Below are 24836 nucleotides of genomic sequence, written 5' to 3'. Positions count from 1 at the left end.
ACCACGAATCGATATATTAAGGTTCTGTGACCTACGATTACTGTGTCTCACCTAACAGCAATGCGTGGTCGGGAAACTGACCATAAGTATTATTAACCACTTGTTGTCGGGTGGATTGCCCAACTAATTCACTTAATGCGTCAAGGCGCTGTTGTAATAAACGCTTAATTTCCACTTCATTAGCCAAAATAGCGCTTAACTTATCCCGTAATAACTCTTGTAATGCCAAAGATGAGCATGAAGAAATGGTGACGTTAGCAGTACTTTCAACTGCTTTGAGATAAGTCATCTCTAGATCAACCAGCGCATCCCAATTACCCTCGGTCGCCAGCATTAACATTTGCTCACTGAGGGTCAGGATTTGTTGATATTCGGACAAAAGATGCTGGTGACGTTCCATTAAATGGGGTCCTAGTTGGGTTGATAATTTGGGCCGATCTGCCGCCAGGCATCCGCAATATTTTCGAGCAAAGCAGCGACTTCATTAATTGCCTGCTCGTCATTATGCAAATTGGCATGCAGTAAACGCCGTGACATATAATCGTACAAGGCAGATAAATTCTCAGCCATTTCTCCGCCTTTCTCCAAATCCAGCCCTGCATTCAGGCCGTTATTGATAATATCAATTGCTTTGGATAGCGCTGTGCCTTTACCTGGAATATCGCCTTGACTCATCAGGATGCGAGCTCGAACTAGGGCGCTTTGCGCCCCGTCGAACAACATCACGATCAATTGGTGTGGACTCGCACTCATTACACCACTTTCCAAGCCTACTTTAGCGTAGGCCTGGCTCCCTGAACGATTGTACATGTCCTATCCTTTAAAATGACCGGGTCAACAAAATGACCGGGTCAACACAGTTCGTTTTACTTAAATTGCTGCGTTAAGAAACTGGCGGTGTTATTCAACGAGCTTACTAACTTATCAAGTTGAGTAAATTGCGTTTTATACCGTTCGATCGTGGCAGTAATGCTTTCAGTCGTTGCCGTGACCTGCTTATCCAGATTTTTTAACGTTTTATTGATGCCATCAGTCACCGTTTTCAGGGTGCCCTTGGTGGTATCCAGTGCGGTCTTGAGCAATGTATCAGTCTGGGTAGCGAAACCAGTGGTAGTACCATCACCGACAAAAAATGCCGTCACACTGTTTGGCTTATCTTTTAGCGCGGCATCTAATTTGGTTGAGTCGACAACTAATTTGCCATCAAGATCCTGCGTAATGCCCATACTGGCCAATGTTTTTAGGTCACCGACTTGCGAAGATGCCAGTTGGCTTTTCAATTGAGTTTGAATATTACGTAATACGCCATCACCGACTAAAGCCCCATTACCCGCAGATTGGTCTTTGCCTGCTTCTACCGCAGTATATTTAGTCAAAGAACCAAAAGTGGTTTGTAATGAGTTATAGGCATCAACAAAACTTTGTATTGCCGCTTTGGTCGCTGTGCTATCGCGGGCAACAACCAGTTGTTCCGGCTCATTGGTTTTCGTTAAGGTTTTGATATTAATGGTCACACCCTGTGGTGCATCCGTAATTGTATTACTTTGGCGGGTAATGGAGACGCCATTGACACTTAATGTGGCATCTTCAGCTTTGACTTTCTGCGTCATTGCGCCGCTGCCACCAGTGCTGCTTGGCGTGTAATTCAGGAAGTCATTTAACTTGTCATCGCCGGTGACACTGATCGTCATTTCTGACTTGGTGCCGGTATCTTTCGCAGTTAATGAAAGATAATAGGTATCATCATCCGCTTTCATAATACTGGCGCTAACACTGCCTTCTTTTTTATTGATGGCATCGCGAATATCTGTCAGGGAGGTTTGCTGGTTGGTTAATGTCACTTCCAGCGGTTTTTCTTTCCCTGGCTGGGAAATGGTGATGGTACGAGTACCATTGTCATTTCCTAGTTTATCTGTCGCATTAGGGACATCTGCAGATAATAAAGACTGCGCCTTAGCAATGTTGGTCACTTCAATTGAGTAGTTGCCAGCCGTTGCTTTGCTATCGGTTGTCGCACTAAACGCAGTGTTAGAGCTGCTGATTGTAGTCGTGCTCAGTGTATCTGCTTTTTGTAATGCCGCAGATGCTGTTTCCAGCTTTGCCAGTGCACTTTGTAATACACCGTAGGCGGTGAGCTTAGCTTTATAGCTGGATTGCTGGGTGGTTAACGGTGTTAACCGGGTTTGCTCTGCTGCGGTTAACTTATCCAGCAAAGTGCCTAATTCCATATTTGACCCGATACCCAGTGTACTGATACTTGCCATGTCTAATCCTTAATATTCAAGTGTCGTTACCGGGTTATCGGCCAAGAAGAGGAAAAGTTTACACATAAAATAGAATTTATGATGGCTAGAATAACGGGGGATAACAGGGGGCTATTTGCTCCATTGAATAGAGCAGTAATTAAAGAAGAGATAAAGAATAATTTTCAGCTAATTTTAAAATTATTTCAAAGAATGGCTAAAGGTTCCTTAAAGAGCGCCGATACAAGTTGTGACGGTGATGAAGCCGTGGGCAGTAAGCCCAAATCATAACCCAATAGCATTTAAGGAATTCACTATGTCAGTAATTAATACTAACATCCTGTCTCTGAATACTCAGAACAACATGACCAAATCCCAGTCTGCTTTAGGCTCAGCCATTGAGCGTTTGTCTTCTGGTCTGCGTATCAACAGTGCGAAAGACGATGCTGCGGGTCAGGCAATCGCTAACCGTTTCACTTCTAACATCAGAGGCCTGACTCAGGCTGCTCGTAACGCTAACGACGGTATCTCTGTTGCACAGACTACTGAAGGCGCGTTGAACGAAATCAACAACAACTTACAACGTGTGCGTGAACTGACTGTTCAGGCATCCACCGGCAGCAACTCTACCAGCGACCTCTCTTCAATCCAAGACGAAATTCAATTGCGTATGGATGAAATCGACCGCGTATCTGCTCAAACTCAGTTCAACGGCGTGAAAGTTCTGAGCTCAGACACCAAAATGTCTATCCAGGTGGGTGCTAACGATAACGAAACTATCGATATCAGCCTGAAAGAAGTAACCTCTAAGACCCTGAATCTGGAAGGCTTCAACGTAACCGGTCCTAAAGGTGGTGCAACTGCTGCTTTAGCAACTGCTGATTTCCAAAAAGCCTTCGGCGCTACCACTGCAATGACTGCTGCAACTTCAGCAGAGACCACTGATGGTGCCTTGGCCGGCCGTCTGGGTGTTGCTAAGGCGAGTGTGACTGTTGCTGCTGCACCAACCAAAGACAGCGCAGGTAACTGGTTCACTAAAGTTGATATCAAAGCGGCTGATGCCACTGAAGCTAACAACCTGAAAGCCAATGGTTTCGACATCGCTTCTGGTGCAACTAAGTCATTCTATATCGCTGTTGACCCACAAACAGCTGATACCACTACAACAGCAGCCACTGCAGCGATTTCAATTGACACTGCTAACCTGAGCTTGAAAAAACTGACCACTGGCGCTACTAACGATCCGTTGAAAGCACTGGATGCAGCGATTTCTGATATCGACGTTCAACGTAGCTCCCTGGGTGCAGTACAAAACCGTTTCCAATCTACTGTAACTAACCTGAACAACACTGTTAACAACCTGACTGCTGCACAAAGCCGTATCCAGGATGCTGACTATGCAACTGAAGTGTCCAACATGAGCCGTGCTCAGATCCTTCAGCAAGCAGGTACTTCAGTATTGGCACAGGCTAATCAGGTTCCACAAACTGTTCTGTCTCTGCTGCGTTAATTGATATACCGAGTTATATAAAAAAGGCGGCATATTGTGCCGCCTTATTATTCTAAGTTAATTATTGTGACAGATTAATTCACTTAGCATAAAGAATTGGATTTATGGTTAATATTGAGGTTTGCTTGTGAAAGAACTTACCGTAGTTCAACCCGTTTATGTTGAGAACTTCAGTTGCATTGGTGCATCCTGTCGCGATCACTGCTGTAAACGCTGGACTATCTCTCTGGATAAAGAGACCTATCGGAAGTACGCCAAAAGTCATAATCCTGATATTAAGCGAATTGCGGTCACGAATATTGCTGTTACTCGAACCAGTTCCGCTAATTGGGCAGCAATTAAATTGACTGAACAGGGTAACTGCCCCTATTTAGATGTCGATCAGCTCTGCGGTATTTATAAGCGCTTAGGTAAAGATGCATTAAGTGATACATGTACCGTATATCCACGTTCTGAGCATATATATAAAACTGAAAAACGAAAGAGCCTGAATATCTCGTGTCCTGAAGCGGCACGGCAGGTATTGTTTAATCCTGATGGGTTAAATATGAATACCCAGGTGATTGAGCTGAAAAGTTTTTTTCAAGCACCTGAACTAAATATAGAGGGGCAGTTAATAAATCTGTTCTGTGCTAACTTATTGATGTCCGATCAACCTAAAATAGAAGAAAATCTTTATGCAATTGCGTCCTTTTTGCTTTTCTATCAAAAGCTAGAGGGCGATATTAATACTAAGCTGCCATATATGGAATCTGGTTATGAAGGACTATTGCAACAATTTGAATCCAATGAGATTTTAGATTGTTTGGGTAAGCTCACTTTCAATGCAGAGCTACAATGGCAGTTGCTCATAAGATTACAAAATTTCATGACGAAGACGCCTGAATCCAGAGGGCGGGAAACCATGTTTAATTACCTGAATCCGCTCCTTGATCATATAGTTGTGGGTTTTGATGTTGAGCTTGTCGCCGATAAAATGAAAGAATTAAGTCGAGTCTGGTGTGAGGATGCAGGCCCATTCTTTAGCGATAACCCGCATATTCTTCGCAACTATTTTCTTTATCGATTACACCATAACCAATTTGCAATACATGATGAGTTTTCGCTATTGAAACAATTTTATTTAATTGTTGTTGATTTTTTCTTTATACGATCGCTGATCAGCGTTTATGTAAAAAATAACAAACAGTTAACTGAAGATGTCATTATCGATATCTTCTACTCCTATCATGCATTTAGCCAACATAGTACTAGCGTTACAACGATGTTCATTGAGGAAATTGATAAAGTCAAAGTGAATGACGATCTCTCTTCGCTGCAACTACTGATATAGCGCGTAAAACAATAAATACAAAAAATTATGCGGATAAATACAGAATTAAGTCGATAAAAAAGAGGCATCAAAGCTTATAACGTGGGGCATAAGTCAAATAGCCGCCTTTTTATAGGTCTATTCCGGCGATTGTCTGACTGGCCTGACAGGATAATGGTACGACTCTCTTACCCTTAGGTGCCTGTCTAGTGAGCGATTTGTATACCGCCGAAGGCGTGATCGATAAAAATTCCCTCTGGCAACGCTATGTTCCTCTGGTTCGCCATGAAGCACTGCGTTTGCAGGTTCGCCTGCCAGCTAGTGTGGAGTTGGACGATTTGTTGCAGGCTGGGGGTATTGGTCTGCTGAATGCTGTCGAGCGTTACGACGCTTTGCAAGGAACTGCGTTTACCACTTATGCGGTGCAGCGTATCCGTGGCGCGATGTTGGATGAACTGCGCAGCCGAGATTGGGCACCACGCAGTGTGCGACGTAATGCCCGCGAGGTCGCCAGTGCTATGCAGCAGGTTGAACAACGTGTTGGGCGTCCTGCCACTGAGCAGGAGGTGGCGAAAATTCTTGATATTGATTTGGCGGAGTATCGCCAGATCCTGTTGGATACCAACAATAGCCAACTTTTCTCCTATGACGAATGGCGGGAGGAGCATGGCGAAAGTGTCGAACCCTTGCTGGAAGGGCATGAAGATGCCAATCCGTTGCAACATTTATTGGAAGGAAATCTGCGGCAACGCGTGATTGAAGCGATCGAGGCATTGCCGGAACGCGAAAAGATGGTGTTGACGCTGTATTACCAGGAAGAGCTGAACCTGAAAGAGATAGGAGCAGTGCTTGAAGTCGGGGAGTCCCGTGTCAGTCAGCTTCATAGCCAGGCGATAAAACGCTTACGCGCCCGTCTGAATAACGACTCTTAATTCACTTTCGCTCAGTGATATCACAGTGTTTAACTTTATTAATGCAGGTCTTCTTATGCCAGGACTTCAGCTAAAAAAGCGGCCGCTGAGCCGTTATTTAAAAGATTATAAGCACGGCCAAACTCATTGCTCACATTGTAATAAGCAACTTGATCGTATGGCGTTGGTTTTTCGCGGACAAATCATTAATAAAGAAGCGATCGCCGGTATGGATCAGCCGATCGATGATCAAGTGTGGTCAAAACTTCAGCATGAATTAACCGCATTGTGCCGTTTTTGCAGCGAGATATATTGCAACAGTACGCCGGGCTATTTTGATATTATGGCGTTCAAGCAGTACTTATTTGAACAAACAGAGATGAGCCATAGCACGGTTCGCGAATATGTCGTGCGCTTGCGTCGCTTGGATGAAATGTTGGTTGCTACTAATTATCCGGCAGAGAAATTCGCCAGTGAGACTATGCATCAACGCATTATTGATGAGCTGCCAAATGCAGCACATAACAATTATCGCATTGCTTTGCGTAAGTATGATCAGTATTTGGCGTGGCAAAAGAGTTACTAATTTCTGCCGTGAGAGCCATTAGGAGTTGAGAAAACTCTCTATTTTCACCGTCATCACTGATGATATAACGCAAAAATATCAAGTTATTATCTGTAGTGACGCTACGCCCGACGAGGTCCACCTTAGCCGGGCGTTTTAGTTTCTATTTCTGCCATTTTTCAAGCTATATCCACGGTGATTGCTCTCTCTAACGCGAATGACTTTCGGGCGTAAGCTCGTTAAAATCTATTTTTTCCCGCTTTCCTGCCCTTTTGAAATCTATTGGCTATAGCCTATTTATCCTGCAAATTAAGTTATTCCCCTGCGTTATCGATTACTGACATCTATAATAAAATCAGTGATTATTAATGTTACATCTGATAAATCTATGTGCCCCTGATAGTTGAAGTTGCAGGGTATTGGCTGCTTGTGCTGCTCTGAAACTTTAACTATTTTGGGTAATAATTGTCCTAAAATATTAACTCCCTGGGGGACCCGTGACGTTTCAACACAAACTGGCGCAATTTCCACGTCTGGATCTGGTCGGCAATGCCACGCCATTAGAAAAGCTATCCCGACTGTCCGATTATCTGGGACGTGAAATTTATATTAAACGTGATGATGTCACGCCGCTGGCTTTAGGCGGTAATAAGCTGCGTAAGCTTGAGTTTCTGGCGGCTGATGCATTGCATCAGGGAGCGGACACATTGGTTACCGCGGGTGCGATTCAGTCGAATCATGTGCGCCAAACCGCGGCAGTGGCGGCAAAACTTGGGCTGCATTGTGTGGCGCTGCTTGAGAATCCCATCGACACATCGCAGGAAAATTATCTGACCAATGGCAATCGATTGCTATTGGACTTGTTTAATGTTGAGGTGGTGATGTGTGACGGATTACATGCACCTAATCAGCAATTGGCTGAGTTAGCGACCCGACTCGAAGCGCAAGGTTTTCGCCCCTATGTGGTGCCCGTTGGCGGTTCTAATGCCCTGGGTGCGCTGGGTTATGTGCAATGTGCATTGGAAATTGCCGCGCAATCGGCGGGAAATGTTGCTTTTAGCTCGGTCGTTGTGGCCTCAGGTAGCGCGGGCACTCATGCCGGGCTGGCGGTTGGTTTGCAGCAATTGTTGCCGGATGCTGAATTGATTGGTGTCACGGTTTCGCGTAAAGCCGATGAGCAGCGACCAAAGGTGACACATATTCAACAAGAACTGGCTTCATCCTTGGCTATCACCGTCCCGCAGGCAGAGATTACTTTGTGGGATGACTATTTCGGCCCGCAATATGGTATGCCAAATGAAGAGGGGCTAGCCGCGATTGCGCTGTTGGCAAGGCTAGAAGGGGTGTTGTTGGATCCGGTTTATACCGGTAAGGCGATGGCGGGCTTACTTGATGGTTTGGCACTGAAAAAGTTTCGCGATGATGGTCCAATTCTATTTATTCATACCGGCGGCGCACCGGCACTTTTTGCCTATCATCCGCGGGTGTGACCTTTGGTTATTGCTTATTCCATTTGTAGCTATGGTTATTAGTTTATATTCCTTTGTTTCATTAATAGCACTGATAAAGTGTTGAATATCAAAAATAAACATAACAGTCGGGGTATTTATGGGTTTTTCAATTGTACGTCGTCGAGTCGTTCTGGGTATGGTTGCGGTGGCACTGGCAACCGGTTTGAATGTGAAGTCTTACGCGGCGGGTGATCTGCTGAATCAGGTTAAGGAGCGAGGCACCCTGATTGTTGGGCTAGAGGGCACTTACCCGCCATTCAGCTTCCAGGGTGAAGATGGCAAACTCACCGGTTTCGAAGTGGATTTTGCCAATGCTCTGGCTGAGCATATGGGCATCAAAGCAAAGATCACCCCGACAAAATGGGATGGTATGCTGGCTTCGCTGGAATCTAAGCGAATTGATGTGGCGATCAATCAGGTCACCATTTCAGATGAACGTAAGAAAAAATATGATTTCTCAACCCCTTATACGGTTTCCGGTATTCAGGTGTTGACCAAAAAAGGCAATGAAGGCAACTTCAACAAGCCTGAAGATTTGGAAGGCAAAAAAGTGGGTGTCGGGTTGGGTAGTAACTACGAGCAGTGGTTGCGTGAAAACCTGAAAGGCGTTGATATTCGCACTTATGATGATGACCCAACAAAATATCAAGATCTGCGTGTTGGCCGTACAGATGCCATCTTGGTTGACCGTTTGGCGGCACTGGATTTGGTGAAGAAAACCAACAATACACTGGCGGTTGCAGGCCCGGCGTTTGCTCGTCAGGAGTCAGGTGTTGCGCTACGTAAAAATAACCCTGAATTGTTAGCTGCAATCAATCAGGCCATCGCTGAGATGCAAAAAGACGGTACATTGGCCAAGATCTCTGAGAAGTATTTTGGTGCGGATGTAACTAAATAATGCATGAAAGTATTCAATTGGTGCTGGATTCAGCACCATTTTTATTGAAAGGTGCCTGGTTTACCCTCCAGCTGAGTCTGGGGGGGATGTTTTTTGGCCTGGCGCTAGGTTTTATGTTGGCAATGATGCGGTTATCGAGCTTCTTGCCGTTTTCACTCCTATCGCGTTTTTATGTCTCGATTTTTCGTGGCACCCCCTTAATCGCCCAACTGTTTATGATCTATTACGGTTTACCACAGTTTGGTATTGAGCTAGACCCAATGCCTGCGGCCTTGATCGGTCTATCACTTAACACCGCAGCTTATACGTCAGAAACATTGCGCGCGGCTATCTCATCGATTGAGAAAGGGCAGTGGGAAGCCGCAGCCAGTATTGGGATGACACGCTGGCAGACACTTTATCGGGTGATATTGCCACAAGCCGGGCGCACGGCTTTGCCGCCACTGGGTAACAGTTTCATCGGTTTGGTCAAGGACACGTCACTGGCGGCTACGATACAAGTTCCCGAACTTTTCCGTCAGGCGCAATTGGTGACTTCCCGCACATTAGAAGTTTTCACTATGTATCTGGCGGCGTCATTGATTTACTGGATTATGGCGACATTGCTGTCAGCGCTACAAAATCGGTTGGAAGCCCACGTTAATCGTCAGGATCAGGAGTAGCCATGAGTACCATCGACGTTAAAAAACTGACCAAACAGTTTAAAGGTCAACAGGTGCTGCACGGTATCGATCTTGAGGTGAATAGCGGTGAAGTTGTCGCGATCATTGGCCCAAGCGGTTCAGGAAAGACCACCTTATTGCGCAGTATTAATCTGCTGGAGATCCCCGATTCGGGGATGATTCGGGTTGGTGATATTGAGATTGATGGCAGCATACCGATTAGCAAGCAGCAGCGCCAGGTACGTGCGCTACGCCAACAAGTCGGGTTCGTTTTTCAGAGCTTCAATTTGTTTCCGCATCGTTCGGTGCTGGAGAACATTATTGAAGGGCCGGTTATTGTCAAAGGTGAAAAACGGGCTGTGGCGGAGAAACGCGCTCGTGAGTTGCTGGCAAAAGTGGGCTTGAGCGGCAAGGAAGATGCTTACCCACGGCGCTTATCTGGTGGGCAGCAGCAACGGGTTGCTATAGCACGGGCGTTGGCGATGCAACCACAGGTTATTTTGTTTGATGAGCCGACCTCTGCGTTGGATCCGGAACTGGTCGGTGAGGTCTTAAATACGATCCGCGCACTGGCAGAGGAAAAACGCACCATGGTTATCGTGACCCATGAAATGAGTTTTGCCCGCGATGTAGCAGACAGGGCGATTTTTATGGTTCACGGACGGATTGTTGAGCAAGGGCCAGCAAAAGAGTTGTTTGCCCATCCGCAACATGAGCGGACTCGGCAGTTCCTCGATAAGTTTTTGAATAATCACTAATTCGGCTAGATATTAGTGAGATAAGCAAAGTGAAATAAGGGGGCTGTCTATTGCCCCCCGTTTTATCGGTCCGCCTTACAGGAATGCCTCGAGTTTAAGGCGGTGGGCGGTGGTTTTAACTTCTTTCATCCGCCCATGACCGGGCAATACTTTTTGTTCAACGGTGACCAATCCGGCTTTTTTCAGAATAGCGACATCGCGGGTAACTGCACTGCGATCTCTTTTTAGCCGTGCTGAAAGGGAGGTGATAGAACCGGGATACATCTTTACTGTCCGCAGCAACAGGATACGTGCAGCACTTAATACCCGCACCATCTCCAATGGGTCTTCGAAGGTAATTGTGTGCTCCTCGGGTAGTGCTTTCCCTGCATCAGCCAAGGCCGCGAGCTGTTTGCCTCGCTTGAAAAACTCATCTTCCGTTGCTGTTTTGATGAATAGCTTGTCCATTAATTTCTCCTTAGTGAAGTCCAATCCTTTTGAAAGCAATCCTCTATCTGTTCAAAACTGATAAAATCAACCGCTTCAACTCCGCCCAGGTAGTGACGATGATGAAAACCATGGGAATTGTCATAACCGATTACCCGGCCATTATCACCCCGCGATAATCGATGGTTGATATAGGCTAAATTATAGCGGGTAACAACACCGTACTGGTCAGCCCATATCTCACGACGTAATTGACCATTACCGCGCCGATTAGCAATTTTATGAAGTTCATCGACAATTTTCTTATCAGCCATGAGTATAATAATCACCTCTGTAGGTTGTTGTACACAATATCTTCACTCAGAAGAAAGCTAGGGCCGCAAACATCTCAGTCATTTGCTTGAATTAATAATGGGTTAATGGCAACCAAGAGCACAAGGATGTCAAATGAAGGCTGCGCGATGGTGCCAGAAGAAAATGGTTTTGTTGCGGATTTGCATTATGTGATGCGAGCCATCTCGAAGAGTTAGCCACAAACCATGCTACTGGCGAGACAAAAAATAGAGGCCCCGGAGGGCCTCGATGGCGGATGATTGCAATGCGGAATTTGCCAAACCGCTAATCTGCAAAACTAGCCGATAGTCATCAGACTGGCATTACCGCCCGCCGCTGCGGTATTGACACTGAGGGAGTGCTCAATTAACAGGCGCTCGAGCAAGATATTCGTTTCACCACGGGCAAAGCCTTGCACCGAGACAATCGGCCCATCGATTTGCGCGATCTGCTCGCAGACCGTGCGTAGCTGATCGGCATCGCCATGGTAGATGGCGGCATCAAAGGTGATATTCGCCGTTTGCCAATTGTCGGTGAGGGTAATGCGCGCTTGCACTACCGCAGGTAATTTGCGCAACAGATCTTTTTGTACGCCATTTCCCGACCATAAAACCTCACTGCCGACGGCCAATACGGCAGCCAGTTGCAGCAGTGTATCCGCTTCATTATCCGCCAGGCAGAGAACACGCTCACGGGGGAGCAGGGCATAGGTGTTGCGTTCACCGGTCGGCCCCGGTAGCAAGCGGACAGTGCCCCCTTGCGCCAGTTCGCCATAGCGCTGTGCCAACGAGAGCAACTCACCCCGCTGCTGTTCGCCCATCCACTTGATCAGTGCCTGATGGGCAGTTTGCAATGTTTCACGGCCAGCGATATTGGGGGCCGACTCACTATCCTGCTGCGCCAGTGTGTTAATCACCGCATCTTCTGGCCGATGGGACAGCAGACGATATAAGTAGAGTGGCCCGCCGGCTTTCGGCCCGGTTCCGGATAGCCCCTCACCACCGAAAGGTTGGACACCCACTACGGCCCCGACCATATTGCGGTTAACGTAGAGGTTGCCCACTTTGGCTTTTTCAGTGACATGGGCAATGGTTTCATCAATACGGGTATGAATACCTAAAGTTAAACCATAACCCGATGCATTTATTTGATCGATTAGCGTACTGAGGTTCTGGCGCTGGAAGCGCACGACATGCAGCACCGGCCCGAAAATCTCTTTTTGCAGCTCATCAAAGCTCTCCAGCTCGATCAGTGTCGGCTTGATAAATGTGCCGCGTTGCCACTCTTGTTCATCCTGCGTGTTGGCGCGCGCCGCTTGGTAAACCTTACGCCCTTTGGCGCGCATTACTTGAATATGGCGCTCAATATTAGCTTTGGCGTCGGCATCAATCACTGGCCCTATATCGGTAGAGAGGCGCTCTGGATTGCCCATGCGACATTCAGCCATCGCGCCACGCAACATCTGCAACGTATGCTCAGCAACATCATCCTGAACACAGAGAATACGCAGGGCAGAGCAGCGTTGCCCGGCACTGTCGAAAGCGGAGGCCACCACATCAGTCACCACCTGTTCGGTGAGTGCTGACGAGTCGACTATCATGGCATTGAGGCCACCGGTTTCGGCAACCAACGGCGTTGGACGGCCTTGTGGGTCGAGTCGGCCTGCAATGCTGCGTTGCAAAATGGCCGCCACTTCAGTGGAGCCGGTAAACATCACGCCGCGTACGCGGTCATCATTTACCAGTGCTGCCCCGACACTATCACCCTGGCCCGGCAACAGTTGCAAAACACCCTGAGGAATACCGGCTTCCAACAAGATACGTACCGCCTGCGCGGCAATCAGCGGCGTCTGTTCCGCGGGTTTCGCTAACACACTGTTACCGGCGGCCAGTGCAGCGGCGACCTGACCGGTAAAGATAGCCAGCGGGAAGTTCCACGGGCTGATACAGACCACCGGGCCTAGTGGGCGGTGACTGTCATTGGCGAAATTATCTCGCACCAGTCCGGCGTAATAGTGGAGGAAATCAATGGCCTCACGCACTTCGGCAATGGCATTACTGAAGGTTTTACCCGCCTCGCGAACCAGTATCCCCATCAGGGTTTGCATCTGAGCTTCCATCAACTCGGCGGCACGCACCAGGATTGCGGCGCGCTCAGCCGGTGGTGTGGCAAACCAGATAGCCCCCGCACTGGTGGCAGCATCCAAGGCGCGGCTGACCTCAGCCTCCGTTGCTTCGCGCACGTAACCGACGATATCCATCGGTTCCGCCGGATTGATCACTGGTTGCAATGCGTTGTTTTCAAGCTCAATGCCACTATCAAGCTCGGCATCAATGATCGGTTCTGCCCGCCACACTTGGCTGGCACTGGTGAGCAGGGCGCTGGAGAGTGAGGCCAAGCGATGTTCGTTGGCCAGATCTAATCCGCTGGAATTAGCCCTCTCTTTACCGTACAACTCACGCGGTAATGGAATGCGTGGATGGGGTAAACCGAGCTGACCTTCAGTTGCCGCAATAGCTTCTACGGCACTGACCGGATCCGCGACCAGCTCATCCAGCGGTAGTGTGGCGTCTGCAATGCGGTTCACAAATGAAGTATTCGCCCCGTTTTCCAACAGGCGGCGCACCAGATAGGCGAGTAGGGTTTCATGGGTGCCTACCGGTGCATAAATACGGCATGGGCGGTTCAGTTTGCCGTCGGCGACTCTCCCCACCACTTGCTCATACAGCGGTTCACCCATGCCATGCAGGCATTGGAACTCATACTGGCCGGGGTAGTAATTCTGCCCTGCAAGGTGGTAAATCGCCGCTAAGGTATGGGCGTTATGGGTTGCAAATTGAGGGTAAATCAGGCTAGGCACCGCCAGTAATTTGCGGGCGCAGGCCAGATAAGAGACATCGGTATACACTTTGCGGGTATAGACCGGATAACCCTCTAAGCCCTCCACTTGGGCGCGCTTAATTTCGCTGTCCCAATAAGCCCCTTTGACCAGACGAATCATCAGTCGGCGGCGGCTACGCTGAGCCATATCTATCACAGCATCAATAGTTGCCGGGCAGCGCTTCTGGTAAGCCTGGATCACGAAGCCGATACCATTCCAACCGGCAAGTTTTGGCTCAAAGCAGAGTTTTTCCAGCAGATCGAGTGAAATTTCCAGACGATCGGCCTCTTCCGCATCAATGTTGATCCCGATGTCATACTGGCGGGCTTGCAGGGTGAGTGACAGTAATCGCGGGTAGAGCTCATCCATCACCCGCTGGTATTGAGCGCGGCTATAGCGGGGGTGCAGGGCGGAAAGCTTGATTGAGATCCCCGGCCCTTCATAAATTCCGCGCCCATTCGAGGCTTTACCAATGGCGTGGATCGCCTGCTGGTAGGAGAGCAGGTAGGCCTGCGCGTCTGCTTCCGTCAGTGCGGCCTCCCCCAACATATCGTAAGAGTAGCGGAACCCTTTATCTTCCAGCTTACGGGCATTGGCCAATGCCTCGGCAATGGTTTCGCCGGTGACAAATTGCTCACCCATCAGGCGCATCGCCATATCCACACCTTTACGGATCAGGGGTTCGCCACCTTTGCCGATAATGCGGTTCAATGAGCTGGAGAGTTTGACTTCATTGTGGGTAGAGACCAGATGCCCGGTAAATAGCAGGCCCCAGGTGGCGGCATTGACAAACATCGATGGGCTGCGGCCCAGATGGGAGTGCCAGTTGCCGTTGCTGATTTTATCGCGGATCAGCGCGTCACGCGTAGGTTTGTCGGGAATGCGCAGCAGCGCTTCCGCCAGGCACATCAATGCCACGCCCTCTTGCGAAGAGAGGGAGAACTCCTGTAGCAAACCTTGCACGATGCCTGCGCGGCCATTGGCACTTTTTTGATTACGTAGCTTCTCGGCAATGGAGTAGGCGAGTGAATGTGTCGCTTGCGCTAAATCAGCGGGCAAACGTGCTTGCGCCAGTAGCATGGGGATAGCTTCTGTTTCCGGGCGGCGGTAAGCGGCGGTGATGGCGGCGCGGGCCACTGATTGTGGCAGCACCTGCTCGGCAAAATCTAAAAATGGCTGGTGGGCGCTATCAGCGACTTGCGGCATAATGTCGTCCGCTTCGGATTGAGAGGGGGCATGTGTGGTTGGTAGCTCAGGTAATTCACTGCCACTTTCCAGCCGCTCTAAATAGTTAAAAATGGCTTGCTTGATCAGCCAGTGAGGTGTGCGGTCAATATGCTGTGCTGCGGCCTTGATACGGTCGCGTGTTACTTCATCGAGTTTCACACCCATTGTGGTACTAGCCATGCTGCCAGGCTCCTTTTATAAGGGGAGTTATGATTTTATTTCAGACAATATCAATCATGTTGCAACTTTGTGCAACCGTGTTAAATCGGGTTGATGAATGAACTGTGAAATTAGTCTGGTTTTTAACAATTAATCCGCAGGTGAGATGGCGAGAATATTACGTAACATGATGGTTAACCCTAATAATGATAGGGTTTGTGGGGCATTTACCTAAGGTGTCACTCATTTTGTTATGGAAGGTGTCACTCCAAACAAGGATTAATGTGATGTGGCGTGAATTTTTTGTAAATAAATTGTTTAAATTGTTGTGGGCGGAGAAAGTCCTCCACTAGGATAGCCACCGTGAGGTAGCGGTTTGCTAGCAAATAGTTGTGCTGATAATTTATCTGAGGTTAATCGTTCGTCCCTGGTGCAACTTAGTGTCACGTTCCGACCGCCAGAGATAAACATGACGCCGCACTCAGAGAGAAGAACTAAAAATAGCGGGACATATTAAAACGATAATACGCACTATGGAGATGTTGCATGACCATGAATACACCGATGTTGGTGACTTTTTTAGTTTACATTTTTGGGATGATATTGATTGGCCTTATGGCCTACCGGGCAACCAATAACTTTGATGACTACATTCTGGGCGGGCGAAGTTTAGGCAGTGTGGTGACTGCACTATCTGCCGGCGCTTCCGATATGAGTGGCTGGCTATTAATGGGGCTGCCGGGTGCAATCTTCCTGTCAGGTATTTCTGAAAGCTGGATAGCTATTGGTTTGACGATTGGTGCTTACCTTAACTGGAAGCTGGTTGCAGGGCGTTTGCGGGTGCATACCGAAGCCAATAATAATGCGCTGACACTGCCGGATTATTTCACCAGCCGCTTTGAAGATAAAAGCAAATTGCTGCGGGTGATATCAGCCGTGGTTATTCTGGTCTTCTTTACCATCTATTGCGCTTCAGGCATTGTTGCCGGTGCGCGCCTGTTCGAAAGCACCTTTGACATGAGTTACAGCACTGCATTGTGGGCCGGTGCTGCTGCCACCATCGCTTATACCTTTATTGGTGGTTTCCTGGCGGTCAGTTGGACCGATACCGTGCAGGCAACACTGATGATTTTCGCCCTGATATTAACGCCGGTTATCGTTATTCTGGCTGTGGGTGGCATCGATACCTCAATGATGGTAATTGCGGCGAAAAACCCAGCCAATATTGATATGTTTAAAGGGCTAAATCTGGTTGCGATCCTCTCGTTGTTGGGCTGGGGTTTAGGCTATTTCGGCCAGCCACATATTCTGGCGCGCTTTATGGCGGCAGACTCCCATCGGACTATTCGTAGTGCACGCCGCATTAGTATGACCTGGATGATCCTCTGTCTGGCAGGGACTATCGCTGTGGGCTTCTTTGGTATTGCTTACTTTGAAAACCACCCGGAACAAGCGGGGAACGTGAGCCAAAATGGTGAGCGGGTATTTATTGAGTTAGCCAAACTGCTGTTCAACCCATGGATTGCGGGTATTTTGCTCTCCGCGATCCTGGCGGCGGTAATGAGTACGTTAAGCTGCCAACTGCTAGTGTGCTCCAGCGCGCTGACAGAAGATCTGTATAAAGCCTTCCTGCGTAAAAAAGCTAGCCAGAAAGAGTTAGTTTGGGTAGGCCGTGCCATGGTGTTGCTAGTGGCATTAATTGCCATTGCGCTGGCAGCGGACCCCGATAACCGGGTTCTTGGTTTGGTGAGTTATGCATGGGCGGGCTTTGGCGCTGCATTTGGCCCAGTGGTGCTCATCTCGGTGACCTGGCCACGGATGACCCGTAATGGCGCGTTGGCGGGGATGCTGATTGGTGCTATCACCGTTATCGTCTGGAAACAGTACGCCTGGCTGGGCTTGTACGAAATTATCCCAGGTTTCGTGTTTGCCAGTATCGCCATTGTTGTCGTGAGCTTGATGGGTAAAACACCAAGCAATGCGATTACTGAACGTTTCCACCATGCTGAAGCTGAGTTCAAAACCGTTTAATCACCACGTTGGCTCTACTTACATCGGCCCCCTGTTTTTACTGGGGGCTTTTTTTTTACAGAAAATCCTGTGTGCCTTTGACGGTGATATGAATAGCTATCTTGATGAATTTATTTGTTATCTAACCACTTAGAAACAATTTGCCACACTTTGATTAACAATATTCTTACGCCGTCTATTGAATTTCTTTTTAACAGAATGATAATCACTATCGTTTTAAGTTTTACTTTTCTTTACGCCAATTGACACTACTTGTCATCATCAAGTTATACCCATACCTACCGCAGGGGTTCTGGCATGTTCGTCCCATTTCTTATTATGTTTCGTGAAGGGCTGGAGGCCGCGCTGATTGTTAGTTTGATCGCCAGCTATCTTAAACGTACTCAACGCGGTCAATGGATGGGGGCAGTTTGGATTGGCGTGATAACAGCGGCGGCGCTCTGCCTGGCTATCGGCATCTTTATTAATGAAACCACCGGTGAGTTCCCACAAAAGCAGCAAGAGCTGTTTGAAGGGATTATCGCGGTAGTGGCAGTTTGCATATTAACCTATATGGTTTTCTGGATGCGTAAAGTATCCAAGTCGGTGAAAACGCATTTGGAAGGAGCCATCGATAGTGCGCTGAACTCTGGCCGCAGTCAGGGCTGGGCCTTGGTGGCAATGGTGTTCTTTGCCGTGGCCCGTGAAGGGCTTGAGTCGGTGTTCTTCTTACTGGCGGCTTTCCAGCAGGATGTCGGGATGGGCGCACCCATCGGTGCAATATTGGGGCTGACCTGCGCCATTCTGGTCGGTATGGCTATCTACTGGGGCGGCATTAAGTTGCATCTGGCGAAATTCTTCAAATGGACCAGCCTGTTTATTCTGTTTGTTGCCGCAGGGCTTGCCGCGGGCGCGATCAGAGCCTTCCATGAAGCAGGTCTGTGGAACCATTTCCAGGATATCGCGTTCGATCTGACCAATGTGCTCTCGACCCACTCATTGCTCGGCACCTTCCTCGAAGGCATGTTCGGCTATCAAGAAGCCCCAACAGTCAGTGAAGTGGCGGTCTACTTTATCTATCTGATTCCGGCATTAATCCTATTTTTCCTCCCACCACGCACCACGGCGGCCTCAACCGCACCTGCTGCGCGGAAAACTAACTAATCATTCAGGGATTTATTACATGTCTAACCGGTTCTTCCGTCGCACTGCTCTGCACGCCGCTTTACTGGCACTGCCTGCTGTGGCTATCAGCGCACAAGCTGCTGATATTCCGCAAGTTAAAATCACGGTTAATGATAAGCAGTGTGAGCCAATGGCGCTAACTATTCCCGCCGGTAAAACTCAGTTTATTGTCCATAACGTCAGCCAGAAAGGTCTGGAGTGGGAGATCCTCAAAGGCGTCATGGTGGTTGAGGAGCGGGAAAATATCGCCCCTGGTTTTACCCAAAAGATGACCGCTAATCTGGAACCGGGTGAATATGACATGACCTGCGGTTTGCTCAGCAACCCGAAAGGTAAGTTGACCGTCACGGCGGCTGGCGCTGAAACCGCAGTGAAACCGGATGCTATGGCATTGGTTGGGCCGATCGCTGAATACAAAGTCTATGTCACACAAGAAGTTGCCCAGTTAGTCACCCAAACCAAAGCCTTTACCGATGCGGTGAAAAAAGGGGATCTGGCACTGGCCCGTAAATTGTACGCGCCGACGCGCCAGCATTACGAGCGCATCGAACCCATTGCTGAACTGTTCTCTGATCTAGATGGCAGAATTGATGCCCGTGAAGATGACTTTGAGCAGAAAGCCGCTGATCCGAAATTTACCGGTTTCCACCGTTTAGAGAAAATTCTGTTTGGCGACAATACCACCAAGGGTGCAGCTAAATTTGCCGACCAACTCTATCTGGACACCTTAGAGCTGCAAAAACGCATTACCAGCCTGACATTTGCGCCGAATAAAGTGGTTGGCGGGGCGGCGGGATTAATTGAAGAGGTTGCGGCCAGCAAAATAAGCGGTGAAGAAGATCGTTACAGCCGCACTGATTTGTGGGATTTCCAGGCTAACGTTGATGGCGCACAGAAAATTGTTAATCTGCTGCGGCCACTGCTGGAAAAAGCCGATAAGCCACTGCTGCAAAAAATCGATGCCAACTTCAAAACCGTGGATAGCGTATTGGCTAAATACCGCACTAAAGAGGGCTATGAGTCCTACGAGAAGTTAACCGATGCCGATCGCAATGCGATGAAAGGGCCAATTACGGCGCTGGCGGAAGATCTTGCTCAGCTCCGTGGTGTGTTAGGTCTGGATTGAGGCATTAACCATGAGCCAGAAAACCGGCCCACAACAGGGGCCGTATCAGCAAGATAACGGGGCGGCCTTGCCGTCACGTCGGCGTTTACTGCTAGGGATGGGGGTGATGAGTGGCGCACTGGCGCTCGGTGGGGCAAAAGCTGCTCGTGCGGCGGATTGCCCGGCACCTGAGGTAGCGCCTGCCCAGGATGAACGTTGGCAGAAACAACCCTTTTACGGTCAGCATCAATCCGGCGTGTTAACCCCACAACAGGCGGCAATGATGCTGGTGGCGTTTGATGTGCTGGCAGCGGATAAAGCCGCATTGACCCGCTTGTTCAAACTGTTGACCGAGCGCATCGCCTTTTTGACCACTGGCGGAGATGCGCCATCAGTCAATGCCAAATTGCCACCGCTGGACTCAGGGATTATGGGGCCAGAAATCTACCCGGATAATCTGACTATCACAGTTTCCGTCGGTGATTCGCTGTTTGACCAGCGCTTTGGCTTGCAGGGGCAAAAACCAATGCGGTTGCAGAGAATGACACGTTTTCCGAATGATTCACTGGATGCAGCTCTGTGTCATGGTGATCTATTGCTGCAAATTTGCGCCAATACCAATGAAACCGTGATCCATGCGCTGCGCGATATCATTAAGCACTCACCGGACCTTCTCAGTGTCCGCTGGAAGCGCGAGGGTTTTATCTCGGCCCATGCGGCGCGCAGTCAAGGCAAAGAGACACCTATCAACTTGTTGGGTTTTAAAGATGGCACCGCGAATCCAAAAACCAGTGATAAGCCCTTGATCAAGCAAGTGGTTTGGGTGCAGGAGAGTGCTGGTGAACCGGCATGGGCAGTCGGGGGAAGCTATCAGGCGGCACGAATTATCCGCTTCAAAGTGGAGTTTTGGGATCGCACCCCATTGCAGGAACAGCAAACCATTTTTGGCCGTGATAAGCACAGTGGCGCGCCCTTGGGGATGGTGCATGAGCACGATGAGCCGGATTTCAGCAAAGATCCCTATGGCAAAGTGATTAAGTTGGACTCGCATATTCGTCTGGCCAATCCCCGGACAGCAGAAACCCAGAGTAACCTGATGTTGCGCCGTGGCTACAGCTACTCGCTGGGTGTCTCCAATTCGGGGCAATTGGATATGGGGTTACTGTTTGTCTGCTACCAATCTGATTTGGAAAAAGCCTTTCTGACGGTACAACAGCGGCTGAACGGTGAGGCGTTGGAAGAGTACATTAAACCCATTGGCGGGGGATATTTCTTCACGTTACCGGGTGTGGTGGATGCCAATCACTATCTGGCCCAAGCTCTGCTCGAAGCCTAAATCTGCTCGCAACTTAATTTCAAACACCGACGACTCGATCGATAACGGTGAGGACAGGCAGAAGAGTAAAGCGTCCGCGCCACGGATGGCGCGGCTCGAGCCATCAGGGATGATTTTACGGCGTCTTTACGATCTGCTTGTTCTCTCCGCTCAGGCGACTTTATCAATAACCTTGAGCACCGTTTTCACACGGTGCTTTTTTATGACCTTTAGCTCTTCAGCTTGGCCGTGATCTTCGCCACATGTTCACCCTGGAAACGGGCAATCGCCAGCTCTTCAGCGCTGGGTTGACGGGAGCCATCACCACCTGCAATGGTAGTTGCGCCATACGGGGTGCCACCGCGAGTCTGCGAAACATCGAATAACTCTTTAGCGCCATAACCGATAGGAACAATAATAAAGCCGTGATGTGCCAGCGTGGTCCAGGTTGAGGTGATGGTATGTTCTTGTCCACCACCAGTACCGGTTGAGGAGAATACGCTGGCGACCTTGCCGAACAGCGCACCAGATGCCCATAAGCCTCCGGTTTGATCGAGGAAGGTGCGCATCTGTCCTGCCATATTACCAAAGCGGGTTGGTGTACCAAAAATAATGCCATCGTAATCGGCTAACTCTTGTGGTGTGGCCACCGGCGCTTGTTGACCCGTTTTACCGCCCGCATTGGCGAAAGCCTCGGCAGGCATGGTTTCTGGCACGCGCTTTATCGTCACTTCAACGCCGCTGACTTTCTTTGCACCTTCGGCTATTGCACCGGCAAGTGTCTCGATATGTCCATACATGGAGTAGTAAAGTACTAAAATTTTCGCCATCTCGCTTTGCTCCAATCAAATATATTGAATAACGCTGATGAGGTCATCATAGTCGCTGCTTATGACACTTATTAACCATACGCCAATACCAGCAGGCTGCAACTTTGCCCGCACAGAAAGTGAAACATGGACAACGCGCTGAGATAAGCAAATAGGGTGCAGCTAATAACGTGTTTTAAAAATCCAATATGATAATAGGAGCGCGAAGCCGGAGAGTGATATATATATCCCCGCATAAGTCAGGCCATAGGGTAATAGGCTATCAATAATTAATGGCGTCATGCCACCAAATAAACTGATTGATATATTACAGCCAACTCCCATCGTTGCGGTGTGGCCCTTTGCCACTTGCGCTATAACAGATAAGTTACCACACAATATCATGGCTGCATTGGCGCTAATAAATAGCTGCGCCAATAGAACAAACTCGAAAATGGTGCTGGATAAGAGAAAGTAGAGGGGCATTGAAAATATTATTAAGCTATAAACCCCCCATGCAAATACTTTTGATGCACTTGCATATCTGTCTGCCAGCCAGCCAGTTAACATTAATAACAGGCAAAACAGAGCGGTGGAAAATATCGCATATAGGTTTTTAAAATTACCTATATGAAGCGACTCCCGTATTATCGACATTGACATATTTTGTGCATAGAAAACAGTGGTGGCCGGAGCCATAATCAAACATATATGCATGGCATCGACCCAATTAACCCGGCGCTTATAAGCTATTGTCGCTTGGATGGGTAATTTAATCCTAAACCAAAAACTCACGGCGATATTGACGATACCAAGCAGTAAAGGAATTCGCCAGCCGACGGTTTGCATAGTTTCCGAATCAAGAGTGTGCTCAAGTAGATAGACAATAATCAGTGATGCGAGAACCCCAATAAGAGAACTACCCACAATCAAACTACAAATTCTGGCGCGCTCATTAGTTGCCGGGTCATCGAAAAGGTAAGTGGTTAGCGAGGCCACTTCACCACCAAAGCTAAGTGATAATGTCATTTGTAATAGCAAAACGACTAAGGGCGCATAATAGCCCAATGTATTGATGGGTAATAATGCCATACAGAGAGTCGCCAGCCCGGTGATTAAGCTGGTGAGGACTAATGCGGCTTTCCGGCCAGCTTGATCCGCATAACGGCCAATAATATATCCACCCAGCGGCCTTGTGATAAATCTCAAAGCAAATATACCCCAGACGATACTTTCGGGATTTTGATACCCTTGCTGTGCGAATTCGGCACTCAGGTACATAGATATTGCTGCAAATACCGCAATATCATAATACTCCAATGTATTACCAGCTACTGCCCCTAATCTGAATTTCCATTTCATCCTATTCCCTCAATCTATCACACGGTTTTATAGTGTTGTTTTGATAAGAACGTCCAGACAAGCCAATGTTACCCCATGATCTCTAAGCGCTTTGAATAACGAGGCAGATGATTGATGCTGACAATTGAGTTTCTCTTTTATATGGTGAATGCGGGCTCGCTCAGTCGTCACGGTGCAACCGTGGAATGTAGCAATCTCTTTGATTTGTCGATGTGAAAGTAAAAATCGAATAGTCGAGATCTCCTTGCGGGTAAAGCGAATATTACCAAAACGCATATAGGGGTGATAATCAAGTGAATCTTTATACGTATTATTGGCTGCGATTTTATCAAGTGTAATCTCCTCCCTTAGTGGTAGCGCTGTTTCTTGCGGATGCTGTTTTTTCCATAATTTATTGGTGTAGTCACTTAATATAGGTTTAAACTTTAGGAACGCTATTATATCTTTGGGAGGTAATATTTTTGTTGAGTTTACAGAAATTAATTCGAATACTGATCCATGGCAAGTGCACATGTCTACTTTTTCTCTGTATTTTTTATTTTTGAATTTAAATAGCGTTTCTGAAAATATTGATGAATAGTTCTCCCAGTATTGTACTCCCGCAGCTAATCGCTCGCTAATACGTAAGTCTAAATTATCTTCCCAACATAATAAATGCCATTCGTAATCACTGGTTATTCCATTTATTTTCTTTTTTTTAATATCAACCATTGCATAATTAATGGCTATATTATCCCAGTCAAAACAGTGAGAAAAATCATTTCGCATTTTAGTGCAATTTATTTCAAATTGATTATTTGTAACGTCCATAAATACTCCAGTTTGAAGTTGTGTGCAAAAAAGAGGAAGCTATAGATCTAACATGTCACTATTTAAAATAACAGATCTTTTTATAATAATAGATTTTTGATTGTTTATGTTTTAGTCTGTTTAATTCGATGGGTGTCTATTGGGTAATTACCAAGCTAAAGATAGTAATAAGCATTGGAAATTAATAATTAATCTAGAGATTCATATATTATGATTAATAGCGATAATACTGATTGATAGGGTGCCGATATTATTTCGGCGATACATAAAAAGGATTATCCACTCTCAGATTTTAGCGGGGTTATATCACTCAAGGGCAACTTCTGGGCTGCCCTTGAGTTTTACCTGTTATCACAGATTACGTAGCTTCTTTTGCAGGCGCTTTTGCTGCCAGCGCTCGACCCAATTGCCCAGTAAAAAAGTATTAATGGCTCTTAACCCTAATGGGATACCCAATCCAAGCACGACCCACCATGCCCACATATAGCCCGGTGAGGTGAACCAGTTAATGGCAAACAGGAGTGCACACAGGATAACCGCGCGCAGTAATTGGCGGAAAAAAGCCATTTCATTGTCAACGGCATCACGGGCATCAAGTACACGTTGGTCAACGGCATCAGCGGGTGCCGCTTGTTGCTGGCTGGCTCCGGGGGCGTAAAGCTCGCTGACTTTCAGATCCAAAACTGCGGCAATGGCACTTAAGGTTTCAAGGCTGGCTTGCTCGCCACTCTCTACTCGCTGGATAGTGCGCACATTAAGACTGCAAAGTTCGGCTAACTGCTCTTGTGACCAGGCGCGAGCCTGCCGTAATTCACGAATACGATAAAGATTCATATTAAGCTCC

General features: G+C 47.9%; 23 protein-coding genes. 13 read left to right on the top strand and 10 right to left on the bottom strand.

The annotated features are described in order from the left end of the window. Positions 1-37: 37 nt before the first annotated feature. The 3 genes from fliT to fliD are packed head-to-tail and all read right to left on the bottom strand — an operon-like array spanning position 38 to position 2264. On the bottom strand, positions 38-400 hold the full coding sequence (gene fliT, locus AACW11_RS13720; protein ID WP_005275622.1) for a flagella biosynthesis regulatory protein FliT: 363 nt from the start codon (positions 398-400) through the stop codon (positions 38-40). 11 nt (positions 401-411) lie between these two features. Continuing rightward, positions 412-810 (bottom strand): flagellar export chaperone FliS, encoded by a 399-nt coding sequence (fliS, locus tag AACW11_RS13715; protein WP_032898159.1) that lies wholly within the window; start codon positions 808-810, stop codon positions 412-414. 56 nt (positions 811-866) lie between these two features. Beyond that, complete coding sequence (gene fliD, locus AACW11_RS13710; protein ID WP_212584461.1) at positions 867-2264, bottom strand: flagellar filament capping protein FliD; 1398 nt, start codon at positions 2262-2264, stop codon at positions 867-869. Positions 2265-2559: 295 nt separating this feature from the next. Here fliD and AACW11_RS13705 point away from each other — a divergent pair, with 295 nt between their 5' ends. From AACW11_RS13705 to tcyN, 8 genes are all read left to right on the top strand, one after another. Beyond that, positions 2560-3753 (top strand): FliC/FljB family flagellin, encoded by a 1194-nt coding sequence (locus AACW11_RS13705; RefSeq protein WP_212584460.1) that lies wholly within the window; start codon positions 2560-2562, stop codon positions 3751-3753. Positions 3754-3880: 127 nt separating this feature from the next. Beyond that, positions 3881-5086: a flagellin lysine-N-methylase gene (fliB, locus tag AACW11_RS13700; protein WP_212584459.1), complete on the top strand. Its 1206-nt coding sequence runs from the start codon at positions 3881-3883 to the stop codon at positions 5084-5086. Positions 5087-5274: 188 nt separating this feature from the next. After that, on the top strand, positions 5275-5997 hold the full coding sequence (locus tag AACW11_RS13695) for an RNA polymerase sigma factor FliA (RefSeq protein ID WP_005275605.1): 723 nt from the start codon (positions 5275-5277) through the stop codon (positions 5995-5997). Between the two features lie 55 nt (positions 5998-6052). Next, positions 6053-6562, top strand: a complete 510-nt coding sequence (gene fliZ, locus AACW11_RS13690) for a flagella biosynthesis regulatory protein FliZ (RefSeq protein WP_005275602.1) — start codon at positions 6053-6055, stop codon at positions 6560-6562. 476 nt (positions 6563-7038) lie between these two features. Beyond that, complete coding sequence (locus tag AACW11_RS13685; RefSeq protein ID WP_212584458.1) at positions 7039-8031, top strand: D-cysteine desulfhydrase; 993 nt, start codon at positions 7039-7041, stop codon at positions 8029-8031. Between the two features lie 118 nt (positions 8032-8149). Next, positions 8150-8950: a cystine ABC transporter substrate-binding protein gene (gene tcyJ, locus AACW11_RS13680; RefSeq protein ID WP_212584457.1), complete on the top strand. Its 801-nt coding sequence runs from the start codon at positions 8150-8152 to the stop codon at positions 8948-8950. Beyond that, the gene (gene tcyL, locus AACW11_RS13675) at positions 8950-9612 is read left to right on the top strand and encodes a cystine ABC transporter permease (protein ID WP_032815174.1); all 663 of its coding nucleotides are present in this window, start codon (positions 8950-8952) and stop codon (positions 9610-9612) included. Before tcyJ ends, tcyL begins: the two co-directional genes overlap by 1 nt. Before the next feature lie 2 nt (positions 9613-9614). Continuing rightward, positions 9615-10370 (top strand): L-cystine ABC transporter ATP-binding protein TcyN, encoded by a 756-nt coding sequence (gene tcyN / locus AACW11_RS13670; RefSeq protein WP_212584456.1) that lies wholly within the window; start codon positions 9615-9617, stop codon positions 10368-10370. Positions 10371-10445: 75 nt separating this feature from the next. Here the strand turns inward: tcyN and AACW11_RS13665 are convergent, their stop codons facing one another. The 3 genes from AACW11_RS13665 to putA form a co-directional block, all read right to left on the bottom strand. Further along, entirely contained in the window at positions 10446-10817 is a 372-nt protein-coding gene (locus AACW11_RS13665) for an HVO_A0114 family putative DNA-binding protein (RefSeq protein ID WP_212584455.1), read from the bottom strand. Further along, entirely contained in the window at positions 10817-11110 is a 294-nt protein-coding gene (locus AACW11_RS13660) for a toxin-antitoxin system TumE family protein (RefSeq protein ID WP_212584454.1), read from the bottom strand. Before AACW11_RS13660 ends, AACW11_RS13665 begins: the two co-directional genes overlap by 1 nt. Positions 11111-11427: 317 nt before the next feature. Further along, complete coding sequence (gene putA, locus AACW11_RS13655) at positions 11428-15417, bottom strand: trifunctional transcriptional regulator/proline dehydrogenase/L-glutamate gamma-semialdehyde dehydrogenase (RefSeq protein WP_212584453.1); 3990 nt, start codon at positions 15415-15417, stop codon at positions 11428-11430. Positions 15418-15942: 525 nt separating this feature from the next. Here putA and putP point away from each other — a divergent pair. From putP to AACW11_RS13630, 5 genes are all read left to right on the top strand, one after another. After that, a complete protein-coding gene (gene putP, locus AACW11_RS13650; protein WP_212584452.1) occupies positions 15943-17427 on the top strand; it encodes a sodium/proline symporter PutP in 1485 nt (494 codons plus the stop codon). Positions 17428-17724: 297 nt separating this feature from the next. Continuing rightward, positions 17725-18570, top strand: a complete 846-nt coding sequence (efeU, locus tag AACW11_RS13645; RefSeq protein WP_212584451.1) for an iron uptake transporter permease EfeU — start codon at positions 17725-17727, stop codon at positions 18568-18570. A 19-nt stretch (positions 18571-18589) separates the two neighbouring features. Next, complete coding sequence (gene efeO, locus AACW11_RS13640) at positions 18590-19717, top strand: iron uptake system protein EfeO (protein ID WP_212584450.1); 1128 nt, start codon at positions 18590-18592, stop codon at positions 19715-19717. Between the two features lie 10 nt (positions 19718-19727). Continuing rightward, positions 19728-21032, top strand: coding sequence for an iron uptake transporter deferrochelatase/peroxidase subunit (gene efeB, locus AACW11_RS13635; protein ID WP_212584449.1), 1305 nt, complete (start codon positions 19728-19730; stop codon positions 21030-21032). A 102-nt stretch (positions 21033-21134) separates the two neighbouring features. Continuing rightward, a complete protein-coding gene (locus tag AACW11_RS13630) occupies positions 21135-21245 on the top strand; it encodes a gluconate 5-dehydrogenase (protein WP_212584589.1) in 111 nt (36 codons plus the stop codon). Here AACW11_RS13630 and wrbA read toward each other — a convergent pair. From wrbA to AACW11_RS13610, 4 genes are all read right to left on the bottom strand, one after another. After that, positions 21242-21841, bottom strand: coding sequence for an NAD(P)H:quinone oxidoreductase (gene wrbA, locus AACW11_RS13625; RefSeq protein WP_212584448.1), 600 nt, complete (start codon positions 21839-21841; stop codon positions 21242-21244). The genes AACW11_RS13630 and wrbA overlap by 4 nt on opposite strands. Positions 21842-22003: 162 nt before the next feature. Next, positions 22004-23182 carry an MFS transporter gene (locus AACW11_RS13620; RefSeq protein WP_212584447.1) on the bottom strand — a complete coding sequence of 393 codons (1179 nt, stop codon included), beginning with the start codon at positions 23180-23182 and terminating at the stop codon, positions 22004-22006. A 27-nt stretch (positions 23183-23209) separates the two neighbouring features. After that, positions 23210-23992 (bottom strand): helix-turn-helix transcriptional regulator, encoded by a 783-nt coding sequence (locus tag AACW11_RS13615; protein ID WP_212584446.1) that lies wholly within the window; start codon positions 23990-23992, stop codon positions 23210-23212. Positions 23993-24343: 351 nt separating this feature from the next. Continuing rightward, on the bottom strand, positions 24344-24826 hold the full coding sequence (locus tag AACW11_RS13610; RefSeq protein WP_212584445.1) for a helix-turn-helix domain-containing protein: 483 nt from the start codon (positions 24824-24826) through the stop codon (positions 24344-24346). Between the last annotated feature and the right edge of the window lie 10 nt (positions 24827-24836).

The organism is Yersinia sp. Marseille-Q3913, from assembly GCF_963892745.1.
Taxonomy (GTDB): domain Bacteria; phylum Pseudomonadota; class Gammaproteobacteria; order Enterobacterales; family Enterobacteriaceae; genus Yersinia; species Yersinia bercovieri.
Note: the sequence above shows the minus strand (reverse complement) of the source record. Positions and strands in the feature narration are given on the sequence as shown.